This is a genomic window from Rhodococcus opacus (genome assembly GCF_012396235.1).
In the GTDB taxonomy this organism is placed as follows: domain Bacteria; phylum Actinomycetota; class Actinomycetes; order Mycobacteriales; family Mycobacteriaceae; genus Rhodococcus_F; species Rhodococcus_F opacus.
Genome location: NZ_JAAXPA010000026.1, coordinates 12,058 through 31,821 on the forward strand (window position 1 = coordinate 12,058; position 19,764 = coordinate 31,821).

General features: G+C 62.8%; 12 protein-coding genes and 6 pseudogenes. 7 read left to right on the forward strand and 11 right to left on the reverse strand.

What is annotated here, in order from left to right; translation table 11 throughout:
- Positions 1-719: 719 nt before the first annotated feature.
- A pseudogene (locus HGB39_RS39070) lies at positions 720-896 on the forward strand (IS21 family transposase); the annotation flags it as partial.
- Between the two features lie 7 nt (positions 897-903).
- Here the strand turns inward: HGB39_RS39070 and HGB39_RS28005 are convergent.
- The 7 genes and pseudogenes from HGB39_RS28005 to HGB39_RS40320 form a co-directional block, all read right to left on the reverse strand.
- Positions 904-1,320, reverse strand: a pseudogene (locus HGB39_RS28005) (IS21 family transposase); the annotation flags it as partial.
- Between the two features lie 132 nt (positions 1,321-1,452).
- Positions 1,453-2,504 (reverse strand): annotated as a pseudogene (locus HGB39_RS40535) (IS110 family RNA-guided transposase); the annotation flags it as partial.
- A gap of 392 nt (positions 2,505-2,896) precedes the next feature.
- Positions 2,897-3,198 (reverse strand): annotated as a pseudogene (locus tag HGB39_RS28015) (IS21 family transposase); the annotation flags it as partial.
- Between the two features lie 374 nt (positions 3,199-3,572).
- The gene (locus HGB39_RS28020) at positions 3,573-7,505 is read right to left on the reverse strand and encodes an AAA family ATPase (protein ID WP_168442967.1); all 3,933 of its coding nucleotides are present in this window, start codon (positions 7,503-7,505) and stop codon (positions 3,573-3,575) included.
- The gene (locus HGB39_RS28025) at positions 7,502-8,356 is read right to left on the reverse strand and encodes an alpha/beta hydrolase family protein (RefSeq protein WP_155756131.1); all 855 of its coding nucleotides are present in this window, start codon (positions 8,354-8,356) and stop codon (positions 7,502-7,504) included. The genes HGB39_RS28020 and HGB39_RS28025 overlap by 4 nt, the downstream gene beginning before the upstream one ends.
- Positions 8,357-8,974: 618 nt before the next feature.
- Positions 8,975-9,124: a hypothetical protein gene (locus tag HGB39_RS39085; protein ID WP_247607523.1), complete on the reverse strand. Its 150-nt coding sequence runs from the start codon at positions 9,122-9,124 to the stop codon at positions 8,975-8,977.
- Positions 9,125-9,603: 479 nt separating this feature from the next.
- Positions 9,604-9,901: pseudogene (locus HGB39_RS40320) on the reverse strand (DUF8176 domain-containing protein); the annotation flags it as partial.
- Between the two features lie 1,195 nt (positions 9,902-11,096).
- Here HGB39_RS40320 and HGB39_RS28035 point away from each other — a divergent pair.
- Positions 11,097-11,432: a hypothetical protein gene (locus HGB39_RS28035; RefSeq protein ID WP_155756132.1), complete on the forward strand. Its 336-nt coding sequence runs from the start codon at positions 11,097-11,099 to the stop codon at positions 11,430-11,432.
- Positions 11,433-11,482: 50 nt separating this feature from the next.
- On the opposite strand, the gene HGB39_RS28040 is transcribed toward HGB39_RS28035, so the two are convergent.
- The gene (locus HGB39_RS28040; protein ID WP_247607530.1) at positions 11,483-12,082 is read right to left on the reverse strand and encodes a sigma factor; all 600 of its coding nucleotides are present in this window, start codon (positions 12,080-12,082) and stop codon (positions 11,483-11,485) included.
- A 731-nt stretch (positions 12,083-12,813) separates the two neighbouring features.
- Here HGB39_RS28040 and HGB39_RS28045 point away from each other — a divergent pair.
- The 3 genes from HGB39_RS28045 to HGB39_RS28055 all read left to right on the forward strand — a co-directional run bounded on the left by HGB39_RS28045 (position 12,814) and on the right by HGB39_RS28055 (position 15,360).
- Positions 12,814-13,527, forward strand: coding sequence for a hypothetical protein (locus tag HGB39_RS28045; RefSeq protein ID WP_155756133.1), 714 nt, complete (start codon positions 12,814-12,816; stop codon positions 13,525-13,527).
- A 751-nt stretch (positions 13,528-14,278) separates the two neighbouring features.
- Positions 14,279-14,806 carry a winged helix-turn-helix domain-containing protein gene (locus tag HGB39_RS28050; RefSeq protein ID WP_064080953.1) on the forward strand — a complete coding sequence of 176 codons (528 nt, stop codon included), beginning with the start codon at positions 14,279-14,281 and terminating at the stop codon, positions 14,804-14,806.
- Positions 14,785-15,360, forward strand: coding sequence for an IS630 family transposase (locus tag HGB39_RS28055; RefSeq protein ID WP_155756134.1), 576 nt, complete (start codon positions 14,785-14,787; stop codon positions 15,358-15,360). The genes HGB39_RS28050 and HGB39_RS28055 overlap by 22 nt, the downstream gene beginning before the upstream one ends.
- A gap of 7 nt (positions 15,361-15,367) precedes the next feature.
- Here the strand turns inward: HGB39_RS28055 and HGB39_RS39980 are convergent, their stop codons facing one another.
- From HGB39_RS39980 to HGB39_RS28065, 3 genes and pseudogenes are all read right to left on the reverse strand, one after another.
- Complete coding sequence (locus HGB39_RS39980; protein WP_312029815.1) at positions 15,368-15,466, reverse strand: hypothetical protein; 99 nt, start codon at positions 15,464-15,466, stop codon at positions 15,368-15,370.
- Between the two features lie 8 nt (positions 15,467-15,474).
- Positions 15,475-16,193: pseudogene (locus tag HGB39_RS40615) on the reverse strand (NgoMIV family type II restriction endonuclease).
- Between the two features lie 206 nt (positions 16,194-16,399).
- Positions 16,400-17,686 carry a DNA cytosine methyltransferase gene (locus HGB39_RS28065; RefSeq protein WP_064080954.1) on the reverse strand — a complete coding sequence of 429 codons (1,287 nt, stop codon included), beginning with the start codon at positions 17,684-17,686 and terminating at the stop codon, positions 16,400-16,402.
- A 237-nt stretch (positions 17,687-17,923) separates the two neighbouring features.
- Here HGB39_RS28065 and HGB39_RS28070 point away from each other — a divergent pair, with 237 nt between their 5' ends.
- The gene (locus tag HGB39_RS28070) at positions 17,924-18,631 is read left to right on the forward strand and encodes an HNH endonuclease (protein ID WP_064080955.1); all 708 of its coding nucleotides are present in this window, start codon (positions 17,924-17,926) and stop codon (positions 18,629-18,631) included.
- Positions 18,632-18,750: 119 nt separating this feature from the next.
- Positions 18,751-19,668 carry a NaeI family type II restriction endonuclease gene (locus HGB39_RS28075; RefSeq protein ID WP_064080956.1) on the forward strand — a complete coding sequence of 306 codons (918 nt, stop codon included), beginning with the start codon at positions 18,751-18,753 and terminating at the stop codon, positions 19,666-19,668.
- Positions 19,669-19,764 lie beyond the last annotated feature (96 nt).

Sequence of the window (19,764 nt, forward strand, 5' to 3'; positions counted from 1 at the left end):
CAGGGTGCCGGCCTCCTCGGGCCAGCGTGAGGCGTGCCGCGAGAAGCGCTGCCGCCACCACGAATGGTCCCCGGTGCGATTGGATATAGTCGTCGACACTGGTCCCACCATGAGCGCGAGTCATCGGCTGTGATCGTCATACGACAAGCCCGCACCGCATGGCTTGAGCAGCCACTTCACTTCTCCGTCTATCTGGCTGCGGTCGTGGCCGGACTCACAACTCCGAGACGCACCAGGGCTTGTGACCGAACTATCGTCGAACCGCGGGCGGATTGTCCCCGGCGAGGACACCGAGTTCCCGTTGCCGGCGGACTCACTGCCGTACGCGCACCTGACAGTGGTCGCTCACGTGACGTCGTCGAGGATCCCGAGCAGCTCGGCCAATAGCTGGTCTGTGCGGTCTTCGATGTCGTCGAGAAGGTCGGTGACGTCGCTCAGGCCCTGATGGGCGTCGCGGCGGCCCTCGATTCCCCGTTCGTTTAGTGCGGGTCGAGGGAATGGTCCGATTCGCTCGGCGATGTAGTGGGCGCCGATGCCGACCGTGCCCGTCGTTGCGGAATGATGTGTGCGGGTGTCCTGCCGTACAGGCGGGCCTGGGTGATAGCGGTGATAGCGCGTGCGGTCAGTGGCGCCGGGATGAGCGGAGTGTGGCCCCAGCGGTTGATCGATGTCAGCAGCGGTCTGTCATCGGATTGGTAGGCGGCGTCGAAGCCGGAGAGGTCGCCGCCGGGCTGGCCGAGGATCCGCACCTGTGGGCCCGCACCCTGTGCGACGAGCTCGAAGAGCTCGGCTACCGGCTGTCGTATCCGACGCTGACCCGCCAAATCCGCGACCGCAAACTCCGCCCGGTATGCGAGGCCTGCGCTACCGCCACCGACCGGGCGAACGCGATAATCGCCATCCGGGCCCGGGCACCGTCACCTTCGACTCCGCGACCTGATCGGCGAATTGCACTGCCACATAACGACGTACCGTCGAATCGGACACCGCGACACCGTGGTCGACGCACGGGCGATGCGCAATCGTCGCGCCCGTCACCGACGCCTTCAATTGCCCGTTTATCCGGTCGTGGTGCGCGGCGATCGCCGGCCACGTCACCGCCCGCGCTGCCGGGTCGCCGACCTCCGGAAACCATCCCGAGATCAGTTCCCGCCAGAGCGCCTCGTCGAACTTCCCGCCCTCGCCGGGCGACAGCCCGGCCGCCAACGCGGGTGCCAGGTATTTCCGGATCGTCTTGCGGTCGATCCCCAGGGCCGTCGAGATCTGCACCTGAAACCGGCCGGCATGCCAGTGCCGGAACAACTCCATCAGATCGGTCATCGTCCACGTTCTCCTTGCCACCGTCAGGCCCCTTCCCGGGCCGTTGTCGGTGGCCCAGTCAGGAGCGAACCTGCAGCAGCGCCGGAACCCCGGTCGACACGCCCCGAGGGTGGGGTGTCTCTCTATTTGTCGAGCGGCCCTGGCGGATTGATTCTTTTCTGGTCGAAGACGATGCTTTTCGTCGGCGAGCATGATCCGCCAGACGTGATCGGACAGGTGACGTTTGAGGGCGCGCCTCGCCGCAGCGGGCTTTCTGCCCTCGGCGATCTTCTTGTCGTGCGCCCGGCACTGGCGGGCATCCGGATCTGAACCACGGCGACGGTATAGAGCGCGCTGTTGAGCTGTCGGTCGCCGTAGCGGGAGAGTCGGTGCCGGTCGGTGTCGGCACTGGCGATCTGTACCGGCGCCGAGCCGTTGTAATTCGCAAAGGCCGCCGCGGTCGGGAACCGGCTGGCCCGTCCCGTGGGACCGATCAGCCGGGCGGCGGTCACCGCACCGATCCCGTCCACCTCCCGCAGATGGGTGCCGTGCTCGTCGAGCGTTTTGGCCATCTGCTTCTCGTTCGCCGCGAGCTGACTATCGAGGCGCCGGATGTCGGCGATCAGGTCGCGGCACAGCCCGACCCGGGCCCGGTCCACCTCGCTGCGGATGCGGAAGCCCCGCAACAAGGCCGTGGCCGCGGCCGCGGTGAGCGAGGTCGGGGCACCCCCGGCGAGCAGCTGCCGCAGGAGCGCGTGGAGTTGATTCACGATGCGAGTTCAGCTGCCCGACAGGTTTGTTCGTCGCTCATCGAGTAGGGACAGGATGTCGGTGGGACCCTCCGGATCAACCGGGCGGGCGTCGCCCTGTGCGGCGGCGACGCACGCCGCTGCCGCCGCATCGATGCGGTCGTTCTTGCGTCGGCCGCCGCGGGAGAGTTCCCGGACCCGGGCGGTGGCGGTGGTCGGAACGTCGAGGGTGACCTCCCCGAGGACGAGCAGCCACTGCGCAAGGTGATGTCCGAGACCGTAGGCATTCTCGACCGCCCACTGGCGTTGCGGCCAGGACTTTGCCCAGGCAATCAGCGTCTTGTAGCCGGTGAGGGTGGCGTCGATGCGGATCGAGCCGAGGTCGGTGTTGGTGGCCGGGTCGACCGCGGTTGCGGTGTGGGTGGACTTGTGGGGATCGATACCGATGACGATCATGGAAGACGGTTCCCTTCTCTGTCAGGATGGGATCCGCGGAGGACAATCCGACTTCAAGTACCTCTCACAGCAGCTTGGGGTCACGCCTCTCTTCAGTCACTCCGCGAACGCAGACCGGAAGGGGTGGACACACCCCTACCAGGGTCAACCCAACGGGCGGCTGACAGGAATTACGCGAGTCAGCCCTTCCGGTCTGCTACGGCACGCTACGGGTAGCTGACCCGACCACGGACCGCTGACACTCATACAAGTCGGAATTACGTGACGGACAAACCCCTCAACCTGGGGAATTACATGACCGCTGACAGCCGGAGTCCACTGTCGAGATCGGCAGGTAGTTTCCGGAACGGACTGCGGTGCAACTACATCTGTCTTCGCTGGTGCCGGTGGGGTCATGACGGTGCTCCCGGTCGGTGGGTGCGGGCGGGGACTGCATAGGCGTCGAGGGAGCGAGTCGGAGCGGTGGGCAGGTCGATCACCAACGCGGCGCCGGCCTCGGTGGGCTGCGGGTCCCGGCTCTCGCGGCGAGGATGGAGCGAACGTCGGCGGCACGGAACTGCTTGAATGCGACCGCCCTGCTCAACGCGCCGATCAGTGCGTCGGTGCCGTGGGCGGCGCCGAGCGCGAGCAGCACCGCGAGTTCGGAGGCGAGCCTGATGTTCCCGGCGGCAGCCGACCCGACGAGGATGCGCGACCTCACAGCCGAGCAACGCGGTCAGATCGCCGAGCGTCGTCACCACCACGAACAGGTGAAGCGCCCGCAGAGGGGACGTGTCATTTACCCATTTCAGAGCTGATTGTGACGGGGGTCAGGACCCGACGGGTACCAACCGCGCCAATTTGCAGTGAAACGGAAAGCGCCCCGGGGCCGCCTCGACAAACGGACTCGATTCACAACATCCTCACCGTCGATGCTGACGATGGAGAACACCGCAACACCGGCATGCACCTTCACGAGATCGGCGACCTTCGAAAGCGCGCGGTTCCTTGATTTTCGGTCATTCGCCATGACTTACCCGGGTGGATACGGTGTGCTAGCCACCGATATCGCTGGGTTCCTACCACAGGTCACGGTGGGCTAATCGAGGTGTCAGCAGTACCGTCGTCGACCGTCAGGCATGCGACACCGTCCATACCGCCGATCGCGAGGCCGCAGCGCGCATCGATGGCGAGCCCGGTTAGTTGTGTGACAGCCCGACCTGTTACCAGACGCAGTGCTTCAACCCCGGTCTCGGGGTCCCAGAGTCGCACGGTCCCGTCGGAGTCGCCGACGGCCAGAAGCACCTTTCCGCTGGGCAGTGTCAGGGTGGTCAATGCCTGCACGCCGCCGGTGTGGCCGGTGAGGGGGTCACCGGCGGGTTTCCCGGTCTCGGGATCCCACAGCTGCACTGTCCCGTCGGAGCGGCCGACGGCCAGAAGCACCCGCCCGCTGGGCAGCGTCAGGGTGGTCAACGCCTCCACACTGCCGGTTTGGCCGGTGGGGAGCTTCTTTCGCACGGACCTCCAAGCTTGGGGGTCCCAGAGTCGCACGGTCCCGTCGGAGCCGCCGGCGGCCAGAAGCACCTTTCCGCTGGGCAGCGTCAGGGCGGTCAACGCCGGCCCAATGTTGCCGACGTGTATTCCGGTCAAGTACTTGCGCATGCCGGCCCACGCCCCTTGCTGGGTTACCAACTCTCGCGCAAGCTTCCCGGTCTCGGGATCCCACAGCTCCACGGAGCCATGGAAGAGGTTGCCGATGACCAGCAGCACTCGCCCGCTGCGCAATGTCAGGGTGGTCAATGCCTGCACGCTGCCCCTGCGGGCTGTGAAGGGATCACGTGCGGGTTTCCCGGTCTCGGGATCCCACAATCGCACGGTCCCGTCGTAGTCGCCGGTGGCGAGCAGCACGCGTCCGTTGGGTAGTTTCAGGGCGGTCAACGACCGCACGGCATCGCCTTTGAAGATGCGCCGATGAGCGGCGGGTTTCCCGATTTGGGGGTCCCAGAGCCGCACGATCCCATCGGACCCGCCGCTGGCCAGCAGCACCCGTCCGCTGGGCAGCGTCGCAGTGGTCAATGCCTGCTCGCCGCCCCTGCGGGCTTTGAGGGGGTCACCTGCGGGTTTCCCGGTCTCGGGATCCCACAGCGCCATCTTCCCGTCTGCGCTGCTACTGGCCAACAGCACCCGCCCCCGGGGCAGCGTCACGGTGGTCAACGCCAGCACCATCTCGCGACCCCCGAGGAGTTTGTACACCATCCCGTCAACGAAGGAACCAGTGAGGAGCTTTCGCACCGGTTTCCCAGTTTGGGGGTCCCAGAGCCGCACGATCCCATCGGACCCGCCGCTGGCCAGCAGCACCCGTCCGCTACGCAGCGTCAGGGTGGTCAATGCCTGCACGCTGCCCCTGTGGGCGGTCAAGGGATCACCGGCGGATGTGCTGGTTTGGAGGTCCCAGAGCCGCACGATCCCATCGGACCCGCCGCTGGCCAGCAGCACCCGTCCGCTACGCAGCGTCAGGGTGGTCAATGCCTGCACCGCTCGATCGAGGACAGTCAGCACATTGCCCGGCGGCAATCGCCACCGTGCCCACACCGGAACCAGCGCCAGGCCGGTCCAGACGAATAAGCGATTGGACTTCCTCTCTGCGTCGGACTCAGGATGGAGACCGGCGGCAGCGCAGGCAAACGCCAGACTGGCTCGGCGCGAAGCGATGTCCGCCTCTCCGAGATAGGGTTCGATACTCGCCCATATCGCAAGTCGACTGCTGGATGCATCGACCGGCGGTGGCAATCCAAGCATGCCGTGCACCCGTGAGCCCTGTTCCCAGGGTAGGAACGCCGACGGAATGTGATTGTCGTCGAGGACATCGCCTCGATAAGCATGTTCGATGAGATGCCGCCGCAAATATGGGTGCGGCGGCAATTCGGATGGGTCGATGAGGTCGGCGAGCGCGATGGTGATTCGTCGGTGTACCTGCGCTCCGTCCGCGGTTAGTCGCGGACGTGCCGGCGATGTGACTGTTGGTTGCATTGTCGTGAGGGAGCCGGTGTCGTCTCGTAGAGCCTCGGCCAGCCGTTCGTGGTTTGGCCGGTACACCACCCGGCCGTCCTCGACGTCGCGATACAGGTAGCCGCTGAGACGACTGTGGAGGACCGAATCGATGACCTGATCCGCCTCGGGCATTGGACTGTCGGCCAGGGCCGCCGCAATGGCTGGCCACACCTGCGACCGCGGTAATCCTCGGCCCAGCGCGAAGGCTGTCGCCCGCAGTACCGCCAGGATGTGGTCCACGGATCGCTCAACGGCGGTCGCTACGTGGGCCAGATCTGAACGGAAGAGCGAGGCTGTGCCGTCCGCTAGGGTGGAAAGCCATTCGGGATCTTCAAGATCCTGCAGCTCCGCTGCCTCGCGCAACTGCTTGCCCGCGATCCTGGCGTCCAGGAAGGACGGCGTCACTTTCTCCGCGACAGTAGTGACCACTGGGGTGATTGCGCTGATGTCCTTCCCATAGGCCCCCCGGCCGCGGAGCAGCGACGCGACGTACTCCGCGATGTCGTCGGTGACCGCGGGCTGATTGTCGGTGCGTCGCAGATCCAGCGGCAATTCACCGGTCGAGCGGCGCAGCAGATCAAGCAGGCCTTGTCCGTCGCCATCGTGTTCGTCTCGTTGCGCCGGCGCCGCGCTTCGCAGCCCGAGCAGGAGCCGGACGAGCGAGGTCCCGTCGGCGGTTCGCAAATTACCCAATGGACCGAGGAATTCGGCGATGAGTCGATCGGGGTGGAGCGCTTCGTCGACACCGTCGACAACCAGGGTCCGCCGCGCTCCCTCCGCCGTCAGGTGCTCTCTGAGCTGATCCAACACCCGACCACCATCTGCCTTCACAATGCCGCCGAGCGCTTCGATCAGGTCGGCGCATACCTGCTCAGTGTCCTGTTCCCTTGCCGAGACGGCGGCGTCGATGCTGCCCTCCGGAGGCATCGTTCTGGCGTCGATGCCATCCATCAGGTCGGCATGATTCCGTATAAAGGTGGGGTCGGACAGGGTGACCGCCCTCGCAAGGACGGCCGACTTTCCGGAACCAGCAACGCCGGTGATCACCAGCAGTCCCTCACCCGCCCGGAGGAAGGACACGACGGCCTCGTTCAATGCGGTACGCCCGGAGAAATACCAGCCGCGCTCGCCCGGATCTACCCGTCCGGAGGCGCGGGAGACCCACTCCTCTAAGTCGGAAGTGGTGACGGCGACCTGTCGACGAGGTGGCTCAACCAGATCTGTGGACGGTTTGAACCCTGGGTTCGGCAAACACAAACTCTCTTCGGGAGAGGTTCCGCCAGGCGCCCACACTGGGATCGGTCTGCCCAATTCGCGATGTTTCTGCCTCACGGCGGCGATCTCAGTGAGCAACTGATCGAAGGACAGGTGCCGACCGGTGATTTCGGTGTGCTTGCACAGTCGTTCGTAGACGAGATTTAGCAGCTTCGCGAACTCGCCGATTCTCGGCTTCTCATCGAAATCAGCGCTCGCTAACACCCGCAACGTCGGCAGGTCGCGGCGATGCTTCGGAAGATCCTCGCGGATGTGCCCCCACTCGGATATCAGTGCACCCGCGTGACAGGAATCGACCAACACCAGGACGTGGTCGGCGTCTGAGCCGAGGACCGCTGCCAGCAGGTCCGAGGTCCGGTACCCGGTCAGTGGACGGTCCTCGTCACTGTTGGGGAGTAGAAGGAAGTGTCCACTGCCGCCACGGATGCCGTGACCGGTTATGTACAGGACCAGAACTTCTTCGACGCCAAGTTCGCGAAGTCGGGCCTGTCTGACGAAGTCCTCGATGGCGTCGCGTGTCATCGGGTTCAATAACTGATGCTCGAATGCGCGCTCCCCGAGAGCGGGGGCAGTCAGCCACTCGGTCAGCGCAGAAACCTGTGCGTCAATACTGCTGCGAAACGACTCGGGCTCGTACGGATAGCCACGGACTGCGACCGTGACCAGTCGTCGCCGACATCCTTCGTCGGCGGTCATAGTGACGGGCCGTCGGTGGCTGTGCCAGCGAAAATCAATGATCCCGTCTCCTTTCGGCCGAGATATCGCGCCAGGGCGTGCGGGTCGGCGAAGCCGTTGTCAACGGGATAATCCTGCGCCTGTGGGTGGAGTCCCTTGCCCATCGTGACGACGTCCCACGGGTCGTACACGTTCGACCACCTGACCTCGTCACTGATTCCGACTCCGGCTCCGTTCGCGGAATCGGCGAGTGCACGTCGCACTGTTCCGGACGCCAACGGTGATCCCAAGGTCACCAGCGTCGTCACCTGCGGTGCGAGGCCGCGTCGCAACAGGTCATACACGACGACGCTTCCCAACGAATGACCGACGAACACGCGGGTGTCTTCGGCGACCTCGTCTAGGACAACCTGGCGAATCACATCGCCCGCACCCTTTCGATACAGGTAGGCATAGACCTGGCGGAGCACACCTACGAGCAGAAGACCTTTACCGCCGCCCCAATGATTGTCGAGGGCGGCAAGACCGCGTAGTAGCCAAGGAGGAACAAATCTCGAAAGCCCGAGGGTCTTCGCGCTCTGTTCGAGTTCGGCGGTTTCTGCGTCGGATAGGGCTTCGATGCTCTCGTCAAGAACCTCGGTGACGAATGCTTCCTCAGCGTCATCGAACGGTTGTTCTTCCTCGCCACCGAGATAGGGAGAATTCTTGCGGAATAACCAGCCGTAAAATGGAACCGCGAGTGTGGGAACCGAATCCGTCGGACAGTCGGCCCGGATCACCCCGAGCCGCAGCGAATCGGACCATAGTTTGAGCTGGCGTTCGGACGTCGACCTCTGTTGGGCGATGCCATGCACGCCAACTACCGGTGCCATGCGTTGCTCCCCTCCTGGCCATTTTCAGTCCCCACTATTAAATCGGACATGGCAATGCGTGGCGGGCGTTTCCGTCGGCGTTGACCACCTGTCGTTTCCGACGGCAGCGTGGGCTCGATAGTTGTAATGACCTTCCACACCTTGAGGGATGGCCCCGAAGCCGAGCAGCTCCACCGACGGAGCCTGGACATCCGTGAGGAGTTGGCCGCCGCCAAACCCGGCAACACCACCTACCAGCGCAAAGTGTCGATCTCTCTGGCACCGAGGCGCAGTCCTGTACTGGCAGAGCCTGGACATCCGTCGGCTTTGCGCCTTCAGCAGCGGGATGTGGATCTTACCGAGGAACTCGGTGTCGTTCTGTTTTCAAATCGCGACCACAGACGACATCGGCGACCATCGCCGACGGGCCCTCTGCGCAGCAAAGACCCGCATGCGGCACTGGACTAACCAGGCCCATGCGGGTCTTGTGCGCCGACGAGCTACCAATGATTCATCTCGGTGCTTGCTGTGGCATCGTCGTTCCACATTTGAGGTGCCGACTCGGTTGAAAGGGCACCGAGAAAGATCCGGACATGGAAAGCGTCGCGGACGGATTCCGGAAGTCCGATCGGATCGTTTTCACTGTTCATCGCTTTGCTTCCCTTGGTATTCGGAGCAGTTGACGTGCAGAGGCAGGTAGATGCGTCGGGGTCCGTCGGTGGAAGTCCAGTTGTCGGGTGCGTCGGCGACGGTGTCGATGTCGACTTGCCCGGACGTGGACCAGTCCACCGATTGAGGGTGTCGAGGAACTGGTTGGTGGTGTCGAGTTCGGCCGCGTCGAAATTCTGGTCGGTGTTCGCGACGGTAATGGTCCGGGAACCGTCGGGCGTGGATCTCCCAACCTTGCGGGGCTGTGATGTCCATGGCGAACTGCTCTCCGTGGCCGTGGCCAAGGCCGTGGCAGCGGGCGGAGATCTCGTCGGGTCGGGGCGTGGTGATCGCTGTATCCGAGCGCGTCTCCCCCATCCGATGACGATGCTGCCAAGATCGGTGCTGGCGTCGGTGACGACCGAACCGCTGGTCGAGGCGGTGACCGACGCGGCCGCGCGACCGTCGTCGTCGCCGCAGGCGGTCAGTGGGCGAGAGCGCCCACCGGAAGTACTGCGACGGCGGCTGCGGGACGGGCCTGCTTGCGTGGCGGCAGGGACATCGCTCGTTCGGTCCTTTCGGGTCCGGTGGCGGGCGGTCGACGTCGAGCCTCGAGCGCCCTATTTGAAGACGTCGACGTACCAGCGGCCGCCGATCTTCTGGGTGGTGACGGTGGGTGCCGCGGGAAACGGGCTGTGCGATGAACTTCTGCAGCTCCGGTCCAGGCAGCACTGATGAGCTGGGTGTTGCGAGTGCTCGGGCGGCTTCGCCGTTGCGTTTGCTGTAGTAGGCGTGGTTGAACGCTGCAATCACGCCGGCGCCGCTCTTCTGGTCGCCGCGGGCGGCCCGACACTTCCCGTCCGAATCGGCTGGCTGCTCGGTCGGTTCGGGTTCGGGCAAATTGAGGGTGGGCCGCCCAGCGAGGGTGTTGGTCTTCGCCTGCGCTTGGATCACCGGGGGGTTTAAGGTCGATCTCATAGCGAGAATCACGCGCAAATGCCTGGTCAGGGTCCTGACACGCCTATCCTTGAGGGGCATTCTGAAATCAATTCAGTCGCCGACCGGACTCCTCCGCACCTCCGTAAGCAGCCTTAGCTCCAGTCGTGGCATGTAACTGGAGCCGGGTACGTGAGTCTGAGCTGAAAGGCTCTCTAAGCGCCCGATGGAACCGTCGGCGACGTACCCCGGGAGGAAGTCGGGGCGAGACACCGTACTGAATATGCGTAAGGAGCAGTCCGCTGTCGCTGAGTTCGCGATAGCCTCGCTCGGCAGTTCTCTCAGAGATTGCGTACCAAGCGGAAGCACGTTCGACCGCCATCTCGAAGGACGGTATTCCCTGAGTCTCTTTTAGCATGATGAGGAGCATCGCCTTGCCTGGGAGATGAAGCCGATCGAAAAGCCCTCCTTTCCAGTACGCATGGGGAATCACGAAGAAGTGGTCCCGTGGCCGACTCCACACCTTCCCAGAACCATCCTCGAGGAGCGGGGTAACAACGGACCTCTTACCTTCGCGACGTCGATCTACCAGATTGAAGTCAGACAGGACTCCGAAGGCTTTCGATGCGGAGGATGCGCTGCATTGCCCGTGCGCAGGGCTTAACAGATTCGCCCATGTAGCGATAGGGAGAGGATCTCCGTCGATCACAGGCCACAGAGCATGCAGCAGCAGTAGGGCATCTAAGGCGCGTCCTTGCCTCGCCGTGACCATGTCGCCGAGCAGCGCTCCCCGAACCGGCGATGACCTGGGAAGCTGTACGAATACATTGCGAAGAGGAACAAAACCTCTCCTCACACTATCTAGTAGCTGACTGCGGGCCACATGGGGCGTCAACTGTTGGTCATCTTGGAGGTGCCCGAACGGGTTGGACATGGTCTGAGGCTACCCCAGGGGCCCTGGAATGCGTGACTTGCACGATCAGAATCCATTCCCTCTCAGGTGCCATAATGCTATTACTTGATCTCGACTAGGTTGCCATTTACGGCGGTCGCTACGTACTACAAGTGAAGCCGCGTCAAACACGAAACATGTCGAGAGGGGTGCGCAATGAGACCGACGAGGTTCTTCCGCCCAAATGCCCGCCGGCAGGCTGAGGTTGCTCATATCGTCAACAACTTGTTGACGCCCGACCTTGCTACCACACTGACCAACCTGCGCGGTGCGCCCCGCGACGTCATGGGCGCTGTGGTCCAGCTGCTTCCATTGGGCTCGCGTGCAGCACTGTTAACCGCGAAGCTTGCTATTCAGGTGGGAAGCGGGACAGAAGAGAACGGAGATCTCACCTTAAAGTTGACACCTCTTGCCTATGAGGTTATGGAGCATCTGGCGAGACAGGTGAGTGCGGACCCTCACAATTTCGACGACTGGACAGAAAGGGAAGATGCCCTGTCCAACCCAGCCGAACAAGTCGAGTCGAAACACGGAGCAACGTCGCCTAAAGCGGCGGAGTAGTATCCGGTAATCGATGGCAGTTCTGGACATACTAGTGACCAGAACTGCCATCACACCGATCCCGATATTTCGATTACATAGTCACGGAATCGCTTCAGCGCTTTTGCGACACCGGTATGACTCACTTGCAACTCATCGGCGATGGCACGATTACTCGGAGTTCTGCCATCGCTTTCGGATTTGTCCAGAAAACAGACTGCAACACGGAACGCGGTGTAATCCTTTGCCTCCACAGCTCGACTTAAAGCAGCCTGCACCAAGTGGATCGTACCCGAATCATGAAATGGGTCATCAATATTTCGATCACCCAACACAAACGAAAGCCTTGCCGGATCCAGAGTTTCTTCGTAACGCGCAAGCCGCGAATCGCGCCTATGGCGGTCAATTACCGTCGTCCTGATAATTGACTGCAAGTATCCGTATGGATTCCCATCCGGATCCAATTTATTGGCGTCACGAAGCTTCAGATACCGCAAGAGAACGTCTTGTGTTATTTCTTGCGCTTCCAGCTGAGAAATTCGCGGATACCGGGAACGTATCTGGTTCTCCAACTGCGAGGAAAACTCCGCCAGATTTTGATCATCCTCATTACGAGCTATCTTCCGAGCTTCATCCTCAAGTTCGATCCACCTTGAAGGATTCCCATCCATGCCGATCACCCGCCTTAAGCATCTGAGCAAAGCGCAGAATAGCTAGTGTCACATCAGCCACTGATATATCTGAACGCTTGAGCTTGTTTATGACAGCACGATGAGTTGGCGCAACTCCATTTTGGTGATACATGTCGACGTATTGGATTATAATCAAACGGTCCTTGAAAAGGTGTCGGCCTTCGAGTTCTCGTAGGCAATGTAGGTAGTGCGCGACCTTGGTACCTTCTCCGAAGATCTTCCCAAGGACCTCGTGGTCAGTCAGAGACCTCTCGGTCCCCAGGGCGGCGGGCCGACCGGTGATAGCGCCTAGCGTGACATCATCCAACGCCACAAAGAGGTCCTCCGGAGACACCGTGTTCCCGGTCCAGTGCCGCACATGCAGGGTGGCCAGAAAGCGTACGAGGCATCCATGCGCGATCTCGTGTGCAGACTCGCGATCGACTCCTGCCTGAAATCTTTCCACGACGTGATCGACGACTACACCTAAGAGCTGATCGTAGCTCTCCTCTGTCACCTGCCCATCCGGTTGGCCGATGCGAGACCAAACACGCGTAACCCGGCGGTAGGCGACTTTGCGAGAGGGTGATTCACGAGCCCCCTGGATTCTCGACACCCAAACCTCGGTATTCTGTCGCGAAACGGGAATTATCAGCAGCAGGAATAGTACCCTTACGCAGGGTCAACTGCACGCAAATGACCACCACGCAGGAGTGCGGGACGGAGCGAAGGTGTCACTGGTCTGGGCCATCGTTATAGCAGGCATGGGAGGCGTCACCGCCTTCCCTTATTCTACATATAAATGGTGGCACAATCTCGATAAGGAACAGACAACCTGGCCAAGACGTAACGCATCCGTTGGTTTTATCGCACTTTATATCGTATCCTCGGCAGTGCTGGGCGGATCTTTGGGCTGGATTGCCGGACTAGCTATACAGTCAAAACTTCCCGAAGCATTGAGCTTAACCAGCCCATTCTATGCATCCTTGCTGAACGGCCTAATATTTGGATTAATGGGCGTATTCATAATGCGATCAAGCAAAAATTCTCGATCCGACAAGGGAACTGGCTCGATAGTTAAGACTACAAACGCAAACAGGGTCATCGACGAAACGGCTTCGATGCTTGGTGCAATACTCAGGTGGATTCAAGGCATACTCGACGAGCGGGCCCGGGATCGAATCAAGGATGCAATATACGGTCCCGACTCTGACGCGCGCGAGCTGAGAGAGTATGCATACAAAATGAAATCCCATATTGAGAATCAGAACTTGAATCCGAGCGTAGAGAAGGAAATGACGAAGGCTTGGGAAAGTAATATGAAGAATTTCGACTCAGAGGACGACAAAGCAAAGAAAGTAGCGCGAAACTCCTTGCTCTTATCCGTTACCGAGTACATTATCTCGAACCGCATGGACTTGCGTCTCATTAAGTTCGAAAATTAAGACGATACTAGACAGTAATTGATGCCACATTCAGCCATGGATGCCAATACGATGAACCATCTGCGAGAGTAACGAAAATCCTCAGCCAATTTCGAACAGCGGAATCCGCACGCCATAACGATGCGCGGAGACCCCGAAAATCGATGGTATTCCGCGAGAGCCCGCCTCATTTTGGACGTCCACCCACCCGCAAATTCAACCATCGATCTACGCTAGATACCAGGGAAACAAACCAGTCTGTTTTATAGACGACGCGAATACCTTCCGAAGTGAATGTATCCAACCGTTCGGTTCAATATGATGTGCTGCCAGCTGCCCCGTTACGTCATTTACGGTCCTTCGCAGAAGGACTACGGTCGCCAGACCCGGTATGACTTCTTGCCCTATCTCACGCATGATCCGGGTGGTGTCGCCGGGTGTGGTGGTGTCGACAGACCGCTTATAGGGACACGGCCTACCGATAGGGTCGGTCTCTTTACAGGCGTGGGTGCAGGGCGTCGATGCCGGATCGGGCGAGGGGACGACCCCTGGCAGAAGATCGTACGCATCGGGCTGGGAGGTAGTTCGGATCTGGGACGGGGACGTCGAACCGGGACATCGACGGATGCGTGCAGCGGGTCCTCGCCGTGCTCACGACCCGCGGATGGCTGCAGGTTAGACAGCGAGATCGAGGGGAAGATCGCTAAAGATGTTTCGGTAATAGGGTGTGTCGTTGCGCGTGATTCGCACCGTGCTGCTTGATCATTGATGAATGGCAGGGAAGGAAACCGGGTCGGGCGAGAGCGCGGATGCCCGGAAAGTCAAGCAGCGCGGCGGTCGCCGTGATCTCGACGCGTTGCGTGACCGGCGGATGCGGGCGGCGGAGATGTTTGCCGCAGGACGACGACAGATCGATGTCGCGGTCGAGTTGGAGGTCTCCCAGCAGACCGCCTCACGCTGGCATCGACAGTGGACCGAAGGGGGCAACGAGGCGTTGGAAGGTGCCGGTCGCGCTGGACGCCGACCCCGGCTCGATGACGCCCAGATCGAGGCGATCCGAGAGGAACTGCTCAAGGGACCCCAAGCGAATGGCTTCGCGACCGGGGTGTGGACCCTGGGCCGGGTCGCGATCGTGATCGAGCGGCTCACCGGCGTGACCTACGGACCCACCCAGACGTGGACGATCCTGCGGACCCGGCTCGGGTGGAGCCGGCAGCGGCCCGCACGTCGGGCAGTCGAACGCGACGAGGACGCCATCGTCGCCTGGCGCGAGAACGAGTGGCCGCGGATAAAAAAATAGCGCGGCGCCGAGGGGCATGGATCTGCTTCCAGGACGAAAGCGGTGTGTCGCTGCTCCCGGTCGTCCGCGCAACCTGGGCGCCCAAAGGCCTCACACCCGTGCTGCATCACCGATTCTCCTGGAAGCGCATGTCCATGGCCGGAGTGCTGGCATATCGGCCCGATCGCAGCCGCAGCGCGTTCGTGTTCTCCATGACCGACGGCGCCTACAACACCGACAAGCTCATCGACTTCCTCACCGAACTGCGCGCCCACTTCGCCGGGGAGAAGCTCATCCTGATCTGGGACGGGCTCATGGCCCACCGATCCAAGGCGATGACCGCGTGGCTGGCCACCCAACGCGACTGGCTCCACGTCGAACGCCTCCCTGCGTATGCGCCTGAGCTCAACCCCATCGAACAAGTCTGGGGCAACATGAAATCCACCGAACTCGCCAACCTCTGCCCCGACATCCTCGACGAGGTCCGCATCGCGACCGAGACCGGCCTGACCCGGATCGGCTCGAACTACGACCTGTGCCACAGCTTCCTCGACCACACCGGGCTTCCCCTATGATCGGCACTCACTCAATTACCGAAACATCTTTAATGTCGCGGAGGCGTTTGCCATCAACCAGGATGCTCAACATGCTGATCGCCTCGTCGTTGCCCGTGTGCTCCACAGCGTCGATCAGTTCCGGTTACGCGAAGTGGTAGACGGTATCGACGTCGCCGTTCCCAGGGCAAGCGAAGCGAGCCGGGACGGGGTCGGCTCGCCAGTCACGACCGCAATGTGGGGTGTTCGGCCTTTGCGGTTGCGGATGAGTTCAGCGCCTCCGAACGGGCATTCTGGGCACGGTCGCTGCGTAGAGTCCACTTGCACGAGACGATGGCGTGAACTATCGCCCGGTCTTGATTCGCCCGCCGGACGGCGGCATACGAAGCTGAACCGGCATCGACGATTGTTGCCCTGGCTGTTGATCACGTCGTCTGGTTCTGGGTGCCGTAGTACCAGGACATCCGGCTGATCTCGTAGGAGTTCCCCAGGACCGAAGCCCGAGTGGGGTTCGCCTCGATGGCATGAGCTAGGTCATCGAGGTGGGTGTATGGCTCGTACTTGGCGATCTGGTACCCCGCTCGCGACCCACCCACGTTCTCGATTCGCCAGCTCCCCGGCCGGAGTGATTGGAGAGCGGGAAAGGTCTCGTGGAGAAAGGTTTCGACGGCCATTTCGAACTGCTTACCGGCGCGCTGACCGTCGAGCTTCTTGGGTACCGTCAGTGCCTTGAGGTCGCGTGCGATTCGGAGCGCGATGGCCTTGCTGGTGCGCTGGCTCCCGTCCGCGTTCGAAGCCACCTCATCCCCGGATAGCGAGAGGGTGTGGTTTGCAACCAGATTGGCGAAGCGCATACGCCTCGGACGGTGTGACGACGAACACGGGGACCTCGGACACCTACCGGCAATACGAGACCACCGCCCAGTTTTCGACCGCAACACAAACGAGGCGCGTTACTGTGAGGTGCGCCCGGACACTGAAATGTCCTTGACGCCGTATCGGCGGTCGGTCGGCCCGCCGGGCCCATGGGGAGTAGTTCGACGGAACGTGATCTCGGGGGTTAGCTGACCCGGGACCGGAACGCGGCGATGTACTCGTGGCGCTGGTGGTCGTCCTGGCCGGTGAAGCCCTTGAATTCGCCCAGCCGGTAGGAAACACCCGACTTGGTTTGCTTGATGTCGACAGTGAAGTCGCGGGACAGGTTCGCGATCCGCCGTTCGAGATCGTGCTCTTCCACCAGTCCGTCGGACAGTTTGAGAAGCTTTGTTGCGGTGACGAATCCGTCCGTCGTGTTGAGGACGCGGTAGACGGCGTCGTGCACGGTCTCGGGGGCGAGCTCGGGGATTTCGCGGCGGGCGGCGGTCTTGTCGAAGGCGGCGACGATCGACTGGCCGATGGCCTGCGCCACCGGCGGGGGGAACGCGTTACCGATCTGCCGGTACTTTGCGGTCTTGCCTCCGGAGAATTCCCATTCGCCGTCCTTCCAGCCCTGCAGCCGGGCGACCATGGGCAGGGTCAGCTTCGGCGGCACGTCCGCCGGGTGCGGGGAATCGGCCGCCGGGGGGTCGTTGGCGATGCCCATGCCGCTGGTGCCGAGTTCGAGCCAGGCCCGCTTGGCACGTGTGGGACCGAGGTCGGCGCCGCCGTGTTTTTTGCTGCCGCCGACCAGGGTGGGTGCGATGTCGTTGGCCAGCGCGGCCCAGTCGTCGACGTGACGCCACCCGTCCACGCCCATCAGGTCCTTCAGGGTTGACCCGACGGTGTCCTGGGTGGGGGTTTTCTCGGGCCAGTGGAAGTAGGCGGCGTCTTCCTGTCGCAGTGCGACGAGGACGAATCTCGGGCGCAGCTGCGGGACTCCGTAGTCCGACGCCTGCAGTAGCCGCCAGTCGGCGACGTACCCGAATTCGGTCAGCCGGTCGAGGATCCGCTGCCGGTAGGCGGCGAACCGCGGGGCGGAGAGCCCGCGGACGTTTTCGAGCATCAGGGCCCGGGGCTGGATCTGCCCGGCGGTCTCCACCGCCCAGGCGAACAGGTCCCGCTCGTCGGAGGCGCCGAGCTGTTTGCCGGCGATCGAGAACGGCGGGCACGGGACACCACCGGCGAGGAGGTCGACGCCCTCGTGTTCGCTGGGTTTCCATACCGTGGGGTCGGCGACGTCGCCCTCTTCGACGTCCCAGTCCGGCCGGTTCAGCTTCAGGGTCGCGCAGGCGTTGGTGTCCAGCTCGACCGCCAGTTTGTGCGAAAAGCCCGCCTTTTCCAGGCCCAGGGCCTGGCCCCCGGCACCGGCGCAGATCTCGACGACCTGGTAGTCGGACCTCGGCTTGGCGCTCTTTTTCTTCGCTGGCATGGGCCCCATCTTCCTATACGCCGAACTTCTCGATGGTACCTCCCGTCTTCGAACATGCGTTTGATGCGTGGTTTGCCGGCGCGTCTCAACACATTGGTTTGCCGAACAGCGCCGGAGATTTGCCGAACGTTGCCGGACATTTACCGGCGCTTTTTTGGCGCTGGCCAGGTACTTGTTGTTCATGGGCCGGACCGGGCCAGGCCCCCTCACTCACCCACCTCGCGGAAGGACACCGCTGTGACGAACGGAGAAGTTCGCCGCACCTCGCGGGTGCTGGTTGCCGAGTTCATCGCCGGGGTCGGTGAGGGAAACAAGTTCACCAAGCTCCAACTGAACGAGGCGGTCCCCTTCTACGCCCAGACCGACCGCCGGATGCGGGACCTGCGCGAATGCGGATGGGTCATCGACAACTACAAGGTCAACCCGTCGCTGGCACCGGACGAATACCTCGTCCGGGAGATCGGGGTCCGGATCGACCTCGGCGAACGCCCGCCCAAGCCCGCACGCAAGACCGTCAGCGGAGCCAAACGCCGCCGGATCCTCGAACGCGACGGCCACGTCTGCACCATCTGCGGCGTGCCCGCCGGTGAACCGTTCCCCGACGCCCCCAGCCGGCGGGCGGTGCTCACCATCGGGCACCTCATTCCCGTTGCCCGCGGCGGCACCGACGACGAGAACAACCTCCGCGCGGAATGCCAGCGCTGCGGTGACGAGTCCCGGGACAACACCCTCGACCCGCCCACCACCGACTTCGTCCTGACCCGGGCGAGGAACATCCGCAGCCGCAAGGAGAAGAAGCGGCTGTTCGCCTGGATGGTCGCCCGCCGCAAGGACCCTGACGACACCGAGCTGGTCTTCCTGGACTGGTGCCGGCTTCCCCACGCCGAACAACTGCGGGTGATGCAGGAATTCGGCAAGCAGGTCCTCGCCGACGACGACGGCTAACCGCTACCCCTCTCTTCACCACCTGACAACCGCGAGGTGCAACACGCACCCCGCGCGATCACCCCTGCGCCAAACCGGCGCGAATCAGTTTCCGGAAAGGAACCCAACCTGTGAGCACAATGGACGCCTTCGCCGCCCCAGACCCCGAAATGGACGCTGTCGCAGACGAACTCCTGCGCACCGATCCGGACGGAGCCCGCTGGGCCGCCGTGGTCCGGCACACCTACGACATGATCTACAACGGCGCCGAGACCGGGCGCTACCGCTGGGACCAGCTGATGAAAACCGAGAAGACCCACTTCGGGACCCTGTTCGAGATCAATGCCCAACGCGAATTCGAGTTCGAGGGCGGTGACCAGACGGACTACCGGATCGCCGGTCACCAGGTCGATGCCAAGTGGAGCCAGAAGGAAGGCTCCTGGATGCTTCCCCCCGAGGTGTTCGACCGCCTCGCTCTGGTCGCCACCGGCAACGACGAACGCGCGATCTGGTCCCTCGGCCTGGTCCGCGTCCGGCAGGAGTACCGCTCCGAGGGGGCGAACCGGGACAAGAAGACCACCCTCAACGCCCTCGGCAGATCCTCGGTGCGCTGGCTGTGGAAGGACGCCGCGATGCCCGCGAATATTCTCCTGCAGCTCCCCCGCCCCACCGTGGACGACCTCTTCACCCGCAAGCACGGGACCCAGCGGACCAACCAGCTCTTCCGCCTTGCCGAAGGGCAGCTGGTGCACCGCAGCGCCGTTCGGACCGTCGCGATGCAACTCGACGACCAGAAACGCGTCCGGGCCAACGGCGGCGCCCGTTCCGCCCTCGCGCCCGAGGGGTACATCATTCTCAGCGGCACCTGGGACCAGCAGAAGCAGATCGCCGCTGGTCTCGGTGTCCCTGTCCCGGGCCGGAAGGAATACATCTCGGTGCGGATCGTGCCCTCCGACCCAGGCACCGGCGCCGAGATCAAGGGCGGACACTGGCGGCGGGCCACGCCGGGTGAGAACGTGACCGAACCGGCGCCGCTGTTCGTCAAGGACGACGAATAGGAAGAGCCAGGGGCAGGCGGACCCGGCCAGCACCGGAACAGCACGCACGCGATTCCGGCGCTGCGGGTCTTGCCACGGCGGTTCTCCCATGCCCCG